This is a genomic window from Veillonella sp. VA141 (assembly GCF_003992175.1).
Classification (GTDB): Bacteria; Bacillota; Negativicutes; order Veillonellales; family Veillonellaceae; genus F0422.
In genome coordinates this window covers 13,659-28,190 of the sequence record NZ_RQVM01000005.1, presented here as the reverse complement: position 1 = coordinate 28,190, position 14,532 = coordinate 13,659, and the positions used below count along the sequence as shown (strand labels likewise).

The following is a 14,532-nucleotide window of genomic DNA, read 5'->3' as shown; positions in this document are numbered from 1 at the left end:
CCTCCTTACTCTCTGACCCATTCTATTTGTATCGTCTCTAGTATGTCATTTTTATATATGGTCTTAATGTATACATCTTTTTTTATATTCGTTTCTGTTTCTACATCAGTACATAAGAGCCGTAAACAATAAAGTTGCTCTTCTTGTTCTTTATATAAAATAGCCTCAATCCGTTCCGTATCCGTTTCTTCTAGTACATATTTCGGTGAACCACTACCAGTTATTTCCTTTTGATGAGCTAAAAAGAATTTTTTATTTGTACCTAATACTATGCCTCGCTCTATGCCATATTGACATCGAACAAAACGATATTCATCCATCATGCTTTGATACGTAATCTGCATCGTATGTAGCCAAGCCACCCAAGTACCAATGGTCATCATCGCTATTAGTAATATCATGTATGATACAAAGCCATTTTTCTTTTGCCCTTTCCAGCGCAACATAATAGTTAACCTCGCATACATTACCTAATATAAGTGCTCTACAAGCATCTATTTCTAACTAACTGTTTTTTGTATATATTTTACGGCTTCTGACATAATTCATAACCCTATAGATAGATTATGCATATTAACATGTATGCTTAGTATTTCTGCTCATATGCGTATTTCTATCTATTATGACAAAGTACCAACTTACTTTGCTATATGTTGTAATCTCTGAAGATAGGTGGCATACGGCAGAATGCCTGTCTGTACATGATATCGGTTCTGTCCACCTTCCATAAGTTGAATATGATCTCGCCGCCAATAGGGACGTACCTCTGAATACCAATGTAAGTCAACAAGACCATCTGATCGTTCCTGAAAAAATGTAGACCCTTGCGGAAATACATGTATTTTTCCAATCTTGGGACTAATTTCATTTTCTGTAATATCCTGCAATTGTCCATCAGATAATATGGTCACAAAGGCATCTTGATAGACGCGTATCCTCCAGTTTGATGGAGATACTAGCCATGACCCATCTTTACTAACTATCGGTCTTTTCTCACTATAGCGAAGGCGATTCATAATCTGTATACGACTAAACCTAGCATCTAACAGCAACTCATGACGATGATGCAACATATGTATCCACTTCACACTATGTGATGTGATTAAGAAAAAACCTGTTACGATGGTCATTAATAACAGACTTCCTAATACTGCTTCCACCAGTAAAAATCCTGCTGTTCCCTGTTTACCCTTGGGTATCCAACAAAAAGTCCTCGTCTTTTTCAAGCGTAATACCATACCCATGCATTTTACCTCGCCATTGCACATCACAATTTTTTATATACTTATCTCGAAATCATAACAATTCGTTTTTTAATCTATATCAGATAACTGCACTATATTTTCAGTTTGCCTCTTTCGTCATCTTGATGATGTATCTCATTGGCTAGAAGGCAATAAATAAGTAGTGAACCGATGTATTTCTTCACCATGACGATAGGCTATTACCATTAATATACGTACTCCTTCTTGATTTATTTCTGTCTTACGCTGAAAAGTAGTTGTTCCCACAGTTGGTGGTTCACCAGACTCCGGAATCTGTCCATGTGCCCAACTAGCCTTCCCCTCTTCCATATACAAAATCATAGCTTGTAATATTCTATCTTCTTCCATCATTTTTCCATATTGTTGGATACTGCTCATCATGAGTACGAATAAAGTTGAACATAATAGACTCATTACAAACAACGAAGCTAATACATCCATATAGAGAAATCCTTCCTCTTTTAGTTTCAAAATTTTGATTCCTCCCAACGTATACGCCCTGATTGACGGGCAAAAATGAATGTACGTTTATAGCGAACTAGATCATCTACTAATGTAACAGTAAATACTTTCCCAACTCCTTTATGAGCTATAAATCGAATACTGGGGTAAGTTCCAGTAAATTCGATATGCATAGATTCTGGTAAATTACGGTACACTAAAGAGTTATTTGTATTAATATATCCATATCGCATACGCTCTAGGACAACACGATTGGCACCATTATTATTCTGTAAGTTTCCATACAAAGTAGCAAGTTGCATACGTTTCACATGGGCAAATAAGATACGACCTTCTCGATCAAATACATGATACTCTCGTTGCTCTTCATTATGTAATAATAAAACCATGCCTATAACAAGAGAAAAAATAGTCATATATAGTACAACTTCCACTAATAAGGACCCTTCTATATTCTCTTGGCTTTTCACCAAAGCCACCTCCCTACAGGGCATATGAATAGTAATATGGTTGCCATACTGAAAGAAGGGCCAAAGGGAATATAGGTATGATTCGGAGATGTAACACGCCACACACAACTGTACAAGATGCCAATGACAGAGGAAAGTCCGCATAATGCCAAACATTCCACTGATGTGAGCCAACAACTAATGGCAATCAACCATTTGATGTCACCTAATCCCACACCACCACGGCTAAACCACCGCAATGAGCACCACAATCCGCCCATACAGAGGGCATTGACTACTATCATCAATACATCACCATTACCTATCCACTGGTAAACAAATCCACATATACAAATTAGAATAGCTCCCTCATCGGGAAGAATGTAATATAGCTTATCGATGGTTGATCCCCAAAAGAGCGTTACCTCCAGCATATAAAGAAGTGCCAGTTCATAGATATTCGTAATGTATCCAACTTGATAGGTATAGCAAAGCCCTACTGTCCCTATGACATGAGCAAAAATGGACATAAGGCACCACATACTATGTGTTTTCATATAGGTCCAAGAAACAATGAGATAGAGGCTTGCAACTCCTGTGATACCAGCAATACCTCCTAATACATACTCCATATTTCCCTCTTCCTTCAACTAATTAATTAGCCGCATCAGGTGCAGTGACAGCAATATGTTTACCTTTACCGCCTTCATTTTGTACACTGGTGACTGTATATTCTCCACCCTTAGGAGTTTTCACATGTTCTGTTAAATAGCCTTCTTTGTACAATGTCTCTACCGTAGGTACTGTATCGGTAGATTGTTCCATCATATACAACTGTGCTGCATTAGAAATCGTTGTAACATCTGATTTAATTTTCGCTTCCTTCGCCTTGTTTGAAGCATTTAAAAACTGTGGCATTGCCAAGGATGCTAAAATAGCAATGACTGCTACCACAACCATTAATTCCACTAAGGTAAATCCATCTTGTTGCTTCCGTTGTCGTAAAGACAAACGTTGTCGTACTGCTTCCATAATTCCTCCTATTGAATGGCTGAAATTGAATTAAACATCGGTAACATTACCGCTACCACAAGTAAAGCGATTATACTGCCCATAATGCTAAGCATAATAGGTTCTAATAATTGTTCTCCTCGTTTCACAGTCCGGTCCAAAATCCCCTTATAATACGCATGCCCTTGGTCTAACATACTTTCTAGGTCACCCGTTTCTTCTCCGATGTGAAGCAAATCCCATAAAAAAGAAGTTCCTAATTGCACCTTTTCTAATGAATCCGTAAATCCATGCCCTTGGGAAATACGAGTTTTCACCTCTTTTTGTAGCGCACTTGCCCAGCGGTTGCCCCACAGCGATTCTGTCATATCCAACAGTTGTAACAAAGGTATACCGCTTTTTAAAAGTAGCTTCCAAATCTGACACATGCGTACCATCGTATACGCCATAAGCCATTCCCTTTGTGCCATACATAGCCAAACCTTACGATGCACACTGAATTTCACAGATTCTCGTTCGTACGATTTCCAGAAAACCATACCGAATACTAGCAAGGTAATCAGGAGATACACCCCTTTTTGTTGTAACCATGTACCTCCTGCAAAAAGAGCTGCTGTAAGCGGTGGCAATTCAATTTGCATGCTCTCAAAAACTGATTTAAATTGCGGTAAAATAAAACCCACTGCAACGCCTACAAATACTATCATAAGTACCACCAAAAATGATGGGTATGTAATGGCTGATACTAATTGTTGGCGTAATCGATGCTCTTCTTCGTACATACTTTGAATCATGCCTAACGATTCAACTAGGGTTCCTGATGCTTCCCCCGCCTGCAGTATAGTGGTGACAATGATAGGGCACTGATACTTGGATAAACTCTTTGATAGTGCCATACCACGTCCTACATCTTCACGAATATCTCCATAAGGAATAGTGGCCCCTTTTGTATTGACCATCATATCCAAGGCTTTTCGTAAAGAAATACCTGCGCCCAACAACATATGTAATCGATAGGCAAAGTGAATCATATGAGCTGCTTTCCATTGCTGTTTTCTTGACTTCACAACAACACATTCCAAATGAATCGGTGTTATCGATTGATAGGCTAGCTTTGCCTGCACTTCCTCTTCAGAGTCGCCCCATACTTTGCCTGACACTATTTTTTTATCCGTCGTAAATCCTTCATACGTATACCAACTCATAGATATTCTCCACTAATTTACCTGTAATACAGACTCTAACACTGGCGATGAACCATAGATTGACCTTAACTCGGCAACTGCCATTTCCAGTGTTTTCATGGGCCTTTGCGTTTCTTGTATGGATACGATTTGTGGCTCCTTTCGTTGCCGTATCAAATTAGCCACTGCAGGGGTATTAATCAAAATGTCTCGTACCGGTATAAATCTATCGTCGATAACAACCAGTCGTTGACAGATGACGGCTCGTAATATCTGTGAAAGTTGTGTCCGCACTTCCTCTTGTTGGTGTGCTGGAAACATGGAAATCATCCGATTAATGGACATAGTAGCACGTTGCGTATGCAAGGTAGCAAATACGAGATGCCCCGTTTCCGCCGCATGTAGTGCCGCTTCCAATGTTTCCTTATCCCGTACCTCACCGATTAAAATCACATCTGGATCTTCTCGCAATGCATCTCGAATACCGTCTGCCATATGATGAAAGTGTGTATGCAATTCCCGTTGATGTATTAAGGACTGTTGATGGTCCAATACATATTCTATGGGGTCTTCTAGTGTAATAATATGGCGTCGCATACTTTCATTGATGTGCATTAAACAAGAGGTAAGAGTGTAAGATTTTCCTGAACCAGTAGCACCAGCGATAATAACTAAACCTTCTTTGAAAGAAGATATACGGCGCAATAAATTGCCCTCTTCCGATGTATCTAGCCCTGTTTTAGGGGGATACAAAATACGTAAGGTACCGCCCCAACCAGAACGCCAACGGAATAGATGAACCCGAATGCGTAAGCCTTCAAAGGTCATGGCTCCATCATAGGACATCAAAGTATCCGATATGGTATGTACTTGGTCGGTTAGAAACGTTAGCATGTCTTCATCAGATAAGTGGTACTCTGTAGGTACTACATCCATGCCCAAGCGCCAAAAGACCGTACCACTTTGTACATGAATATCTGTAGCCCCTCGCTTGATAGCTTCGTGTAATACTTGTGACCAAATCATAGTACTACCCCCACACGAAGTACCTCTTCTTCCGTAGTCAAACCTTCCTCGATGGCTCGCCGAGCTGACTCTTCCAAAGAACAAAGCAGATAGGAATCTAGCTGTTGCCAATGGCAATCATGGTTCGGAATGGCTAGTAACTCATACAATCCACAGCGACCATGATACGCTCCATCTACTAGCGTTCGTACCAATCGTTGCGAGATAACACCGGTTAAGGTGGCACGTACAAGATAGTCTTCTACACCCATATCCACCAATCGTTCCACCACACCTAGGGCATGGTTCGTATGAATTGTGGAGAGCACACGATGCCCCGTAAGCGCTGCCTGTACCGCTAGCTGCGCCGTTTCTTGGTCACGAATTTCACCAACTACTATGGTGTCTGGATCATGCCGTAAAATAGCACGTAATCCCTTACTAAAAGTCATACCAATTTGTGGCTGTACACCAATTTGAACGGCTTTTTCTACGATACGTTCCACTGGATGCTCCAAGGTAATGATTTGCTCCTCTTCTCCATTAAGTTCTTGTAATAATGCATACAAGGTAGAACTTTTACCAGACCCTGTAGGCCCACACACAAGCAGTAATCCATGTGGGCGTGCCAATAACCTGCGTACCTCTGCACTGATATGAGCAGGCATCCCTAATTCTTCTAAGGATTTTATTTGTTCATCATGCCAAAAGAGTCGGCATACAAGACTTTCACCATACACAGATGGCAAGGAAGACATACGTATCGTTCCTGAGTGATTTCCATGGGTCCACACATACCGCCCATCTTGAGGTAATCTTTTTTCACTAATATCTAAAGATCCTAAGACTTTCAAACGATTCATCACTTGCTCACCTTCTGGCATGGGAATCCGAGCTATCTCTTGCAAACGACCATCCAAGCGGAATCGAACTTGCACCTCTTTTTCTAAGGCATCAAAATGCATATCACTGGCTCCACTTTCATAAGCACGCTGAAAGAAATGATCCAGCTCAATCTCCACATGGTACATAATTTCACCTCCTTTACTTGCGTACTTAGGATTTCTCTATGCACCCTCTAAAACCCTAGAAAACACTCCTACCAGTCAACGTTGACTAGTAGTGCTATTTTAGGAGAAATTAATCAAAAAAGGGTCATAACAAAGATGTAGAATCTACATATTGTTACAACCCTTATATATTGGTATGTCTAGCTAATTCCCCTTATCATATGATAAGTACTTATCGCTTTTTCTGTTTTTTATTTATTTCTTCTTGTTGGAGTAATACTTTTTTTACTTCATCATGGATAAATTTAGAGTATTCTCTCACACCTGTATCATTCGGATGGATACCGTCATCTCCAAGCCAGTCACGATGTTTTGCTGCTAGGCTAGCCCAGTCGATGATATGCACATTCGGATGTTCTTTGGCAAGCTTAGTTAAGTATGTATTATTGGCTTCAATCCATTGGATGCCTGGCGCATAATTGTTGATCCAGAAAATCTGACGATTGGACCCTAAATACTGCACCAATGCTTTTGTTTCATCTTCATAATAGCCTGTAATGGGACCATTCGTACCAAGGCCAATAAGGACCGCATTGCCTAATTGTTGCTTAGCATCCATTTGCTTTGCAATCCCTAAACCTGCTCCTACATAGCGAGATACTTTGGCATCAATTTGTATACCTGCAAAGTCCTTTCGTAATGCATGCGCGGAACCAAGCATGACGGAATCACCAATGGCTGCCATATGCACCATATCTTGTGGATCACTGACAGTAGACAAATCGATTACCTTCGCATTTTCTGCAGCTTGGGATTCTGCATTCTTCGCCAATCGCACTTGCAATTCTGTCACATCTTGTTGCTTCTCTTCTGATGCTGTAGCAAATGCATACATACCTAGGACAATACAAATAGCCCCCACGATAGAAACAACTTTCACATAGTAGGAACGAACGACATCCACAATAGCACGGACACTATGTTGACGGACACACCAATTCGTCACCGCTTCAGGCCAAAGTGTAAGGCCTATGATAGCCGATACTAAGACGATATAGTAGGCTATGGGTGATGCAAAATATTCCATGAAACCCATATGTTCAAAGAGATAAATCATTGGATATTGCCATAAAAATAATCCATAACTATGTTTACCAAACCATGCGAGGAGTGGCACATCAATCAGTTTTCCAAGTGGCGTGTTAGGACGTTCTACTAACCACACCATGAACCCAAATAGACAAGTAAATGCTACCATGCCATAGGTGTAAAGAGAAGGGCTTTGCCCATCTAAATAGATGTACCCTAGCACTGTTACAATGATACCTACCAGTAGGAGTACACTGCTGATAACATTTCCTTTCATAGTGCCCAAAGGATATAGTTTTTGTTCACTCCGGTGCAATCCCAAAAAGGCACCCAATAGCAATGCGAATAGCCGTGTGTCTGTGCCGTAATAAAAACGAGATACGTCCATACCCTCTGTATATAGTAGAGGCATAATGACAGAGGAACCTAATGCTAACACCAACATCCATACTAGACCGATGGTATAACTCCATTGTCTTTTCAGTGCTGTATAGATCCAAAATAGAATTGGCCAAATGACAATGTATTGAATTTCTACCCCTAAGAACCACATATGGGTGAATGGCGATGTGTTTAATAAACGGGTAAAATAGTCCGCATTTTGTGCGATTTGCCACCAGTTATTATAGCCCAGCAAAATGGAAATCACTTCTGGGCGTATGCCCGCTAGTTTTTCAGGTAATAGTAAATGCCATAGCCCTAATATGACCGTCACCATCAACACTAAGGGGATAAGAATCCGCTCTGCTCTACGCTGAAAAAATTTGGAAATGCTATAATTTCCCACCTTCCATTGTTGATTTGTGGTGAAAGCTAATAAATACCCCGATAAGACAAAGAAAAGGGAAACCCCCATGAACCCGCCACTGGCTGCATGGGGAAATAAATGAAAGATCGTGACCCCTAGAATGGCTAACCCTTTTAGCCCGTCAAGGCCTTTCACAAACTGACCTGGTTTGACTCCTATAATACGTTTTTTCTGTCTTGAACCGAGCCCTTGATGCGGTTCTTCTAACTCTGGTGGCATCATTTGTCTTCCCTTCCATTATGAATAATATATACTACATTATTTGATACGTAATATACATTATAGCATAGAGAATGGGCACTGCGTAGAGTAAATTTTAAGAATAGTAAGCACTTTCTTATTACAAAAAAAGCAACAGAATTTTCACATCCTGTTGCTCTTATCATATCTTATTCTTTTGTTTTTCGACTGGTATCGCCCATACGGGTTAGTTTCACTTCCCCTAGTTCTACCCCACGAGTATGTTGTGTATGAGACCATACTTTATCGTGGCGATTCAAATATCCTAAGAAGGTAACGGGTACCCAAGAATAGATGAATAGTGGATACAATAGATAATAGATCCAAACTTTTGGTGGCACTTTAATTTGTGCTAACACAATAAGTGGAAATAAATATTGTCCAATACCAATAATCTGCCATACTTGTACTGGCAAAATTTGGTAAATAATATTCGTATACAACGGTACAATACCATTGATATAGGTCATAATAATATAAAAGGCTGACAATAGCAAGAAATAGGGCTGTGTAATCTGCACAATCCCATCTAGAATCGTCCATTTTCCTTTCTTAATACCTTGTACAAAAAGTTTCGGAATATACCGTTCTCCTGTGTCAAAATGCCCTTGCGCCCAACGTTTCCGCTGATTCCAAGACTGCATAAAGGTCAATGGCTTTTCATCATAGACGATAGCATTATGCGCCCATGTTGTTTTCACGCCATGGATTAACAGTTTCAAGGAAAATTCCATATCTTCCGTCAAGCTATTACATGACCAACCATAGTCGCGGATAATATCTGTACGAATACACATACCTGTACCACCCAAGGCTGTGGAAAGTCCCAAGTTATATTTAGCCAAGTGCCACATATGATTGACCATCCAAAAGGCAATGGCAAAGGTACCCGCTACCCATGTATCGGTTGGATTCTTCGCATTCAAATACCCTTGAATCACTGGCTCCCCTTTTTCCAAATGACGATTCATTTCATAGAGGAAATGAGGATGCACTAGATTATCCGCATCAAAAATTACGAATGCATCATACTTGCGTTCCATGGCGAATACTTTGTCAAACATCCAGCCCATGGCATATCCTTTACCCACTTCTTCTGTGTTAAAACGTTCATACACTTCAGCACCAGCTTCACGGGCAATCTTGGCAGTGTCATCTTTACAATTATCTGCCACCACAAAGATATCATATAAGTGGCGAGGATAATCTAAGACCTGTAGATTATTCACCAATTGACCTATCACGGCACTTTCATTATGGGCACAGACAATAATAGCAAAGGAATGTTTCGGCGGACATTCTGTTTTATCACTTTTATGCCACATGCCACAGACCATCAACACAAAGTAATACAAGGTATAAAATACGATAATTACCTGTATGGGAATCATAATTAGGTCAAACCAAACGTAATTCATCCTAGTTCCTTCCTATTTACGAATGTTGTTGATGATAGTATTACTAATACCATATACAGCATATAATACAAAAATCAATACCGGCCAGGAGCGATAATCCATTAATAAGCAAAATACGCCGCAGCCTACGGTAATACCTACGGCAATGGGTTGCACTGGATCGCTACCTTTCCCTTTGAAATCTGGATGATGCACATTGCTGACCATCAAGTAACCTACGATAATCATAGCCAACATCAATGCCACATCAGGAATACGAACACCACTTAACACATAGGTAGCTGCCATACAACCTGCTGCAGGAATCGGTAACCCTTGGAAGTAACCGTGCACTTCTTCCGTCATAATATTAAATCGTGCCAATCTGAAAGCCCCTAATACAGAGAATACCAACAATGGCACATAGCCTAACCAACCATAGTGATCCAAGCTCATCATATACAGCATAAAAGCTGGAGATACGCCAAAGCCAACTACATCGGCTAAAGAATCTAATTCACGGCCAAAATCTCCAGAAACACCCAAAGCACGAGCAATACGTCCATCTAAACCATCGGCTAATAAGGACAAAAGCACACATATGGCTGCCCAAGTAAAATTACCTGTAGCAGATAAACTAATGCCTATCACACCGAAGGCTAAATTTGCTGCTGTGCAAAGATTGGGAAATATAGACTTATTCATCTTTCACCCTCCCAATAATCGTTTCTCCACCAACTACATGTTGCCCTTTTGTGACGCAAATCTCTACGTCTAATGGAACAAATAGCTCTGTGCAAGAACCGAATTTAATCATACCATACAAGGTACCTTGCTCCAAGGTATCTCCTACATCTGTCCAAGACACGATACGTCTAGCCAACAAGCCCGCAATCTGTGTCACCACAATTTCCATCTTGTCATTTTTAATGCTAATTGTATGACGTTCATTTTCATATCCTACTGAATCTTTATAGGCAGGTAAGAAACGACCTTCTGTATATTGTCGAAACGTAATTTCACCTGCCATTGGAGCCCGATTCACATGGACATCAAAAACAGATAAAAAAATCGTTACTTTTTTACATTGTTGATGTAAATATGTGTCCTCAAACACTTCTACTACTTCCATCACTTTCCCATCCGCAGGTGATACTAACACCATTGGATCATGAGGAATACGGCGGTTAGGATTTCTGAAAAAATAAGTAAAGAATAATGCCAGTACAAATGGTATAATTCCTAACCACCATGATAGAAAGTAGCCTACCAGTGCTGTCACAACAAGACAAGCACCGATTAAAGGATATCCTTCTTTAACAATCAAACCCATACTAAACCTCTCTTAACTAGTGATGGCTCCAACAAGATACAACTTCTCTGTATCAATGTTTATGGCGCCATACAGTCCACATAAATTTAGGCAATGCTAACATACGAATGATACGTTTCGGTTGTAATGCCAAGCGATATAACCACTCTAAGCGGTTTTCTTGCATCCATAAAGGAGCTCGTTTCAACATGCCCGCTAATACATCGAAAGAACCGCCCACTCCCATGGCGACTACACCATCTAATCGGGCTAATTTTTCTTGAATCCAAAACTCTTGTTTCGGCACCCCAAAGGCAACAAACACTAATTGAGCGCCACTACGTTGAATCTCATCAAGAATGTCTACTTCTTCTTTCTCTGTAAAATATCCAGAATGATACCCCACCACTGGCAATTCTCCAAGTTCTGCTGTCATATTTTCTAAGGCTTGTTTAACAACTCCCTCGGCTCCGCCTAAGCAGTATATCTTAATATTATGTTCTTTACCTGCTTTCAATAACTCTTGTAATAGATCACAACCTGTAACCCGCTCTGGAAAACGCTGTCCCTGCTGCTCAGCTGCCCATAAGGCGCCTGCTCCATCAGGTACAACGAGATCAGCTTGTTGCAGAACCTCTAACAACCTTTGATTATCCTGTGCCATCATAATCATTTCTGCATTGGCCGTTGCCACCATATGTAATTTTGGCTGTCCCACTAATGAAAGCACTCTATCTACGGCTTCCGTCATCGTTACCGCATCAATTGGGACGGATAGCACATGTATTTGATTCTGCACCATTCACCTCATCTACTCTAGTATGTAAACAAGAAGGACAGGACATATGAAAGAGACTACACCCTATCATAGACCTATCCTTCTGGTAGGTAATTTTCCTAATTATTTCTTTTCGCAGCGCATAACGCCAGCTTCCATATAGTTATCAGCTTTCATGTCCACGAAAATTACTTTTACCGCTTCTGCCGGTACTTTTACAGTTTCTACAGTTGCTTTTGTAATCGCTTCGCCAAGAGCTTTCTTTTGTTCAAAAGTACGACCTTCAACAAGTTCTACATGAATAATAGGCATGAGTCTTTCCTCCCTCACCACTAGACATCTATAGCACCATGCTACAGATAAAATCTCACCTTATTGTATCATAGATAGCCCTTAATAAACAACTTTAGCTATACAAAATACGCATATATTGTGGACCAAAACGAGATTCCATTTGATGTCGTAATATTTCTTGCACTTCATCAAAGCCATGAGCTTGCAAATAAGCCTTCGCATCTTCACGTGCCTCTACAAGAATCGGTATATCTTTGATAATGTTCGCAACTTTCAAATCTGGCAGACCTGACTGAGCCAAGCCAAATAATTCCCCTGTGCCACGGATAAGCAAGTCTTGTTCTGCTAGTTCAAATCCGTCTTGCGTTTGTTCCATCAGTGAAAGTCGAGTTTTGCTATCAGGATTTTTACTATCACTAATCAGAATACAATAGGCCTGTGCTGATCCACGACCTACACGACCTCGCAATTGATGCAACTGGGATAAACCAAACCGCTCCGCATTATGGATACACATAATCGTCGCATTCGGCACATTCACGCCTACTTCAATCACCGTAGTCGATACTAACAAATGAATCTCTCGACGATAGAACGCATCCATAATTTCTTCTTTTTCCTTTGGACGCATGCGACCATGCACCAAACCTACACGATAGTGTGGCTCAAAATATTCTTTATATTCATAAGCAATCTGTTCCGCAGCTTGCAAATCCATTTTTTCAGACTCTTCCACTAATGGGCACACGGCATAGACCTGACGACCCGCTTGCATTTCTTTTTCAAAAAAATGTAACAATCGCTCTTTATAGGAAGAATCCACAGCGTAGGTCTTCACTGGTTTACGACCAGGAGGCATTTCCTTAATCAAAGAAACTTCTAAATCTCCATAAATGGATAAGGTCATAGTCCGTGGTATAGGGGTTGCCGTCATAATTAGCACATGAGGATGGTCTCCTTTTCGTTGTAGTTTCGCACGCTGCTCTACACCAAATCGATGTTGTTCATCCACTACAATCAAACCTAATTGATGAAATATAACCCTATCTTGAATCAATGCATGGGTACCTACTAAGACATCGATATCTCCTCGTTCTAAAGCTTCATAGAGATCTTGCTTTTTTTTCGTTGAACCCGTCAACAATGCCATTCGTATCGGAGCATCTTGAAAGAGTTCCTGAAAGCTTTCAAAATGTTGTGTGGCTAAAATTTCCGTCGGCGCCATAATCGCCCCTTGAAATCCATTTTCTACTGCTTTAGCTAACGCCAAAGCAGCTACTACCGTTTTACCAGAGCCTACATCACCTTGTACTAACCGCTGCATAGCTTGGGGCTGCTCCATATCCTTAGCAATCTCCCCTAATGCTTTTTCTTGATCCCCTGTCAAAGTAAATGGTAAGCCTTGCCTAATTCGTTCCACCAAAGATCCATTCTTTGTCATAGGAAAGCCTCCTTGACCTTGCTCGTGAGCTCTTAGTAGTAACAATCCCATTTGCATAATCCATAGTTCTTCATAGGCTAATTGTTTGCGTGCCTCTTGGTAGCGTTCCCACGATGTAGGAAAATGCATTTCTCGAAAGGCATCATAACGGCTCATGGTAAACTTGTCTCCCATCACATCTTGAGGGACCACGTCTTCTAACGTGGAGTTATGGTCAAACCAATTTTTAATGGCTACGCGAATCCCCCACTGTTTCATGCCTTCCGTCAAACCGTAGACAGGTACAATACCACGGTCTATGACTTGCCCTTCTTCAATCATTTCCACTTGTGGTGTATTCATTTGGTACGCCCCATAAGTATGTTCTATCTTCCCATAGGCATATATATGTTGACCTGGTTTATAAAAGTTTTTCTTATAGGCTTGGTTAAAAAAGGTCAAGTTTAATTGACGTATCCCATCAGATAGAGTAACCGTTAGAATATGCATACGTGGTCTTGGGCGTTTTTCACTGACTCGTACTACCTGCCCTGTCACCCCTACCATCTCTCCTATAGGAGCTTCACAGATTGTATACACTTGCCGTCTATCTTCAAAAGTGCGTGGAAAATAATGCAACAAACCTGTTACCGTATAGATGCCTAATTTATTCAATTGTTTCACTCGTTGCGGTCCCACGCTCTTTATCGATTGCAATTGTTCATTCATATTCTATCCGCACTCTTTTCTATCCACGCCGTTTTAGTAACAATTTTTATTCTATCAATTCTGAAAGTTCACTACATGA

At 40.6% G+C, this 14,532-nt stretch carries 16 protein-coding genes; all 16 read right to left on the bottom strand.

Annotated features, from left to right (window positions below):
* Positions 1 to 5 precede the first annotated feature (5 nt).
* The 16 genes from EO112_RS06165 to recG all read right to left on the bottom strand — a co-directional run bounded on the left by EO112_RS06165 (position 6) and on the right by recG (position 14,453).
* The gene (locus EO112_RS06165; RefSeq protein WP_009353848.1) at positions 6 to 446 is read right to left on the bottom strand and encodes a hypothetical protein; all 441 of its coding nucleotides are present in this window, start codon (positions 444 to 446) and stop codon (positions 6 to 8) included.
* A 192-nt stretch (positions 447 to 638) separates the two neighbouring features.
* The gene (locus tag EO112_RS06160; protein ID WP_038144945.1) at positions 639 to 1,244 is read right to left on the bottom strand and encodes a hypothetical protein; all 606 of its coding nucleotides are present in this window, start codon (positions 1,242 to 1,244) and stop codon (positions 639 to 641) included.
* A 135-nt stretch (positions 1,245 to 1,379) separates the two neighbouring features.
* Positions 1,380 to 1,736 carry a hypothetical protein gene (locus EO112_RS06155; RefSeq protein WP_038144948.1) on the bottom strand — a complete coding sequence of 119 codons (357 nt, stop codon included), beginning with the start codon at positions 1,734 to 1,736 and terminating at the stop codon, positions 1,380 to 1,382.
* On the bottom strand, positions 1,733 to 2,197 hold the full coding sequence (locus EO112_RS06150; RefSeq protein WP_127163463.1) for a hypothetical protein: 465 nt from the start codon (positions 2,195 to 2,197) through the stop codon (positions 1,733 to 1,735). The genes EO112_RS06155 and EO112_RS06150 overlap by 4 nt, the downstream gene beginning before the upstream one ends.
* Complete coding sequence (locus EO112_RS06145; RefSeq protein ID WP_127163461.1) at positions 2,194 to 2,808, bottom strand: prepilin peptidase; 615 nt, start codon at positions 2,806 to 2,808, stop codon at positions 2,194 to 2,196. The genes EO112_RS06150 and EO112_RS06145 overlap by 4 nt, the downstream gene beginning before the upstream one ends.
* A gap of 22 nt (positions 2,809 to 2,830) precedes the next feature.
* A complete protein-coding gene (locus EO112_RS06140) occupies positions 2,831 to 3,208 on the bottom strand; it encodes a competence type IV pilus major pilin ComGC (RefSeq protein WP_009353863.1) in 378 nt (125 codons plus the stop codon).
* Positions 3,209 to 3,216: 8 nt separating this feature from the next.
* Positions 3,217 to 4,392, bottom strand: coding sequence for a type II secretion system F family protein (locus tag EO112_RS06135; RefSeq protein ID WP_127163459.1), 1,176 nt, complete (start codon positions 4,390 to 4,392; stop codon positions 3,217 to 3,219).
* Between the two features lie 12 nt (positions 4,393 to 4,404).
* Complete coding sequence (locus EO112_RS06130) at positions 4,405 to 5,397, bottom strand: type IV pilus twitching motility protein PilT (protein ID WP_127163457.1); 993 nt, start codon at positions 5,395 to 5,397, stop codon at positions 4,405 to 4,407.
* Positions 5,394 to 6,407 carry a GspE/PulE family protein gene (locus EO112_RS06125; protein ID WP_127163455.1) on the bottom strand — a complete coding sequence of 338 codons (1,014 nt, stop codon included), beginning with the start codon at positions 6,405 to 6,407 and terminating at the stop codon, positions 5,394 to 5,396. Before EO112_RS06125 ends, EO112_RS06130 begins: the two co-directional genes overlap by 4 nt.
* A 211-nt stretch (positions 6,408 to 6,618) precedes the next feature.
* On the bottom strand, positions 6,619 to 8,505 hold the full coding sequence (locus tag EO112_RS06120; RefSeq protein ID WP_127163453.1) for an acyltransferase family protein: 1,887 nt from the start codon (positions 8,503 to 8,505) through the stop codon (positions 6,619 to 6,621).
* Positions 8,506 to 8,672: 167 nt separating this feature from the next.
* Complete coding sequence (locus tag EO112_RS06115; protein WP_009353839.1) at positions 8,673 to 9,941, bottom strand: glycosyltransferase family 2 protein; 1,269 nt, start codon at positions 9,939 to 9,941, stop codon at positions 8,673 to 8,675.
* 12 nt (positions 9,942 to 9,953) lie between these two features.
* Positions 9,954 to 10,625, bottom strand: a complete 672-nt coding sequence (gene pssA / locus EO112_RS06110; RefSeq protein WP_127062279.1) for a CDP-diacylglycerol--serine O-phosphatidyltransferase — start codon at positions 10,623 to 10,625, stop codon at positions 9,954 to 9,956.
* Positions 10,618 to 11,253, bottom strand: a complete 636-nt coding sequence (locus tag EO112_RS06105; RefSeq protein ID WP_062402326.1) for a phosphatidylserine decarboxylase family protein — start codon at positions 11,251 to 11,253, stop codon at positions 10,618 to 10,620. Before EO112_RS06105 ends, pssA begins: the two co-directional genes overlap by 8 nt.
* A 52-nt stretch (positions 11,254 to 11,305) precedes the next feature.
* Positions 11,306 to 12,031: a WecB/TagA/CpsF family glycosyltransferase gene (locus EO112_RS06100; protein ID WP_127163590.1), complete on the bottom strand. Its 726-nt coding sequence runs from the start codon at positions 12,029 to 12,031 to the stop codon at positions 11,306 to 11,308.
* 102 nt (positions 12,032 to 12,133) lie between these two features.
* Positions 12,134 to 12,322 carry a 4-oxalocrotonate tautomerase gene (locus EO112_RS06095; RefSeq protein ID WP_009353866.1) on the bottom strand — a complete coding sequence of 63 codons (189 nt, stop codon included), beginning with the start codon at positions 12,320 to 12,322 and terminating at the stop codon, positions 12,134 to 12,136.
* A gap of 94 nt (positions 12,323 to 12,416) precedes the next feature.
* On the bottom strand, positions 12,417 to 14,453 hold the full coding sequence (recG, locus tag EO112_RS06090) for an ATP-dependent DNA helicase RecG (protein WP_127163451.1): 2,037 nt from the start codon (positions 14,451 to 14,453) through the stop codon (positions 12,417 to 12,419).
* Positions 14,454 to 14,532: the final 79 nt, after the last annotated feature.

Bases quoted from the DNA above. Each gene is read 5' to 3' on its own strand.
- EO112_RS06165 (WP_009353848.1), bottom strand. From the start codon at position 446: ATGTTGCGCTGGAAAGGGCAAAAGAAAAATGGCTTTGTATCATACATG.
- EO112_RS06160 (WP_038144945.1), bottom strand. From the start codon at position 1,244: ATGGGTATGGTATTACGCTTGAAAAAGACGAGGACTTTTTGTTGGATA.
- EO112_RS06145 (WP_127163461.1), bottom strand. From the start codon at position 2,808: ATGGAGTATGTATTAGGAGGTATTGCTGGTATCACAGGAGTTGCAAGC.
- EO112_RS06140 (WP_009353863.1), bottom strand. From the start codon at position 3,208: ATGGAAGCAGTACGACAACGTTTGTCTTTACGACAACGGAAGCAACAA.
- EO112_RS06135 (WP_127163459.1), bottom strand. From the start codon at position 4,392: ATGAGTTGGTATACGTATGAAGGATTTACGACGGATAAAAAAATAGTG.
- EO112_RS06130 (WP_127163457.1), bottom strand. From the start codon at position 5,397: ATGATTTGGTCACAAGTATTACACGAAGCTATCAAGCGAGGGGCTACA.
- EO112_RS06125 (WP_127163455.1), bottom strand. From the start codon at position 6,407: ATGTACCATGTGGAGATTGAGCTGGATCATTTCTTTCAGCGTGCTTAT.
- EO112_RS06120 (WP_127163453.1), bottom strand. From the start codon at position 8,505: ATGATGCCACCAGAGTTAGAAGAACCGCATCAAGGGCTCGGTTCAAGA.
- EO112_RS06115 (WP_009353839.1), bottom strand. From the start codon at position 9,941: ATGAATTACGTTTGGTTTGACCTAATTATGATTCCCATACAGGTAATT.
- pssA (WP_127062279.1), bottom strand. From the start codon at position 10,625: ATGAATAAGTCTATATTTCCCAATCTTTGCACAGCAGCAAATTTAGCC.
- EO112_RS06105 (WP_062402326.1), bottom strand. From the start codon at position 11,253: ATGGGTTTGATTGTTAAAGAAGGATATCCTTTAATCGGTGCTTGTCTT.
- EO112_RS06095 (WP_009353866.1), bottom strand. From the start codon at position 12,322: ATGCCTATTATTCATGTAGAACTTGTTGAAGGTCGTACTTTTGAACAA.
- recG (WP_127163451.1), bottom strand. From the start codon at position 14,453: ATGAATGAACAATTGCAATCGATAAAGAGCGTGGGACCGCAACGAGTG.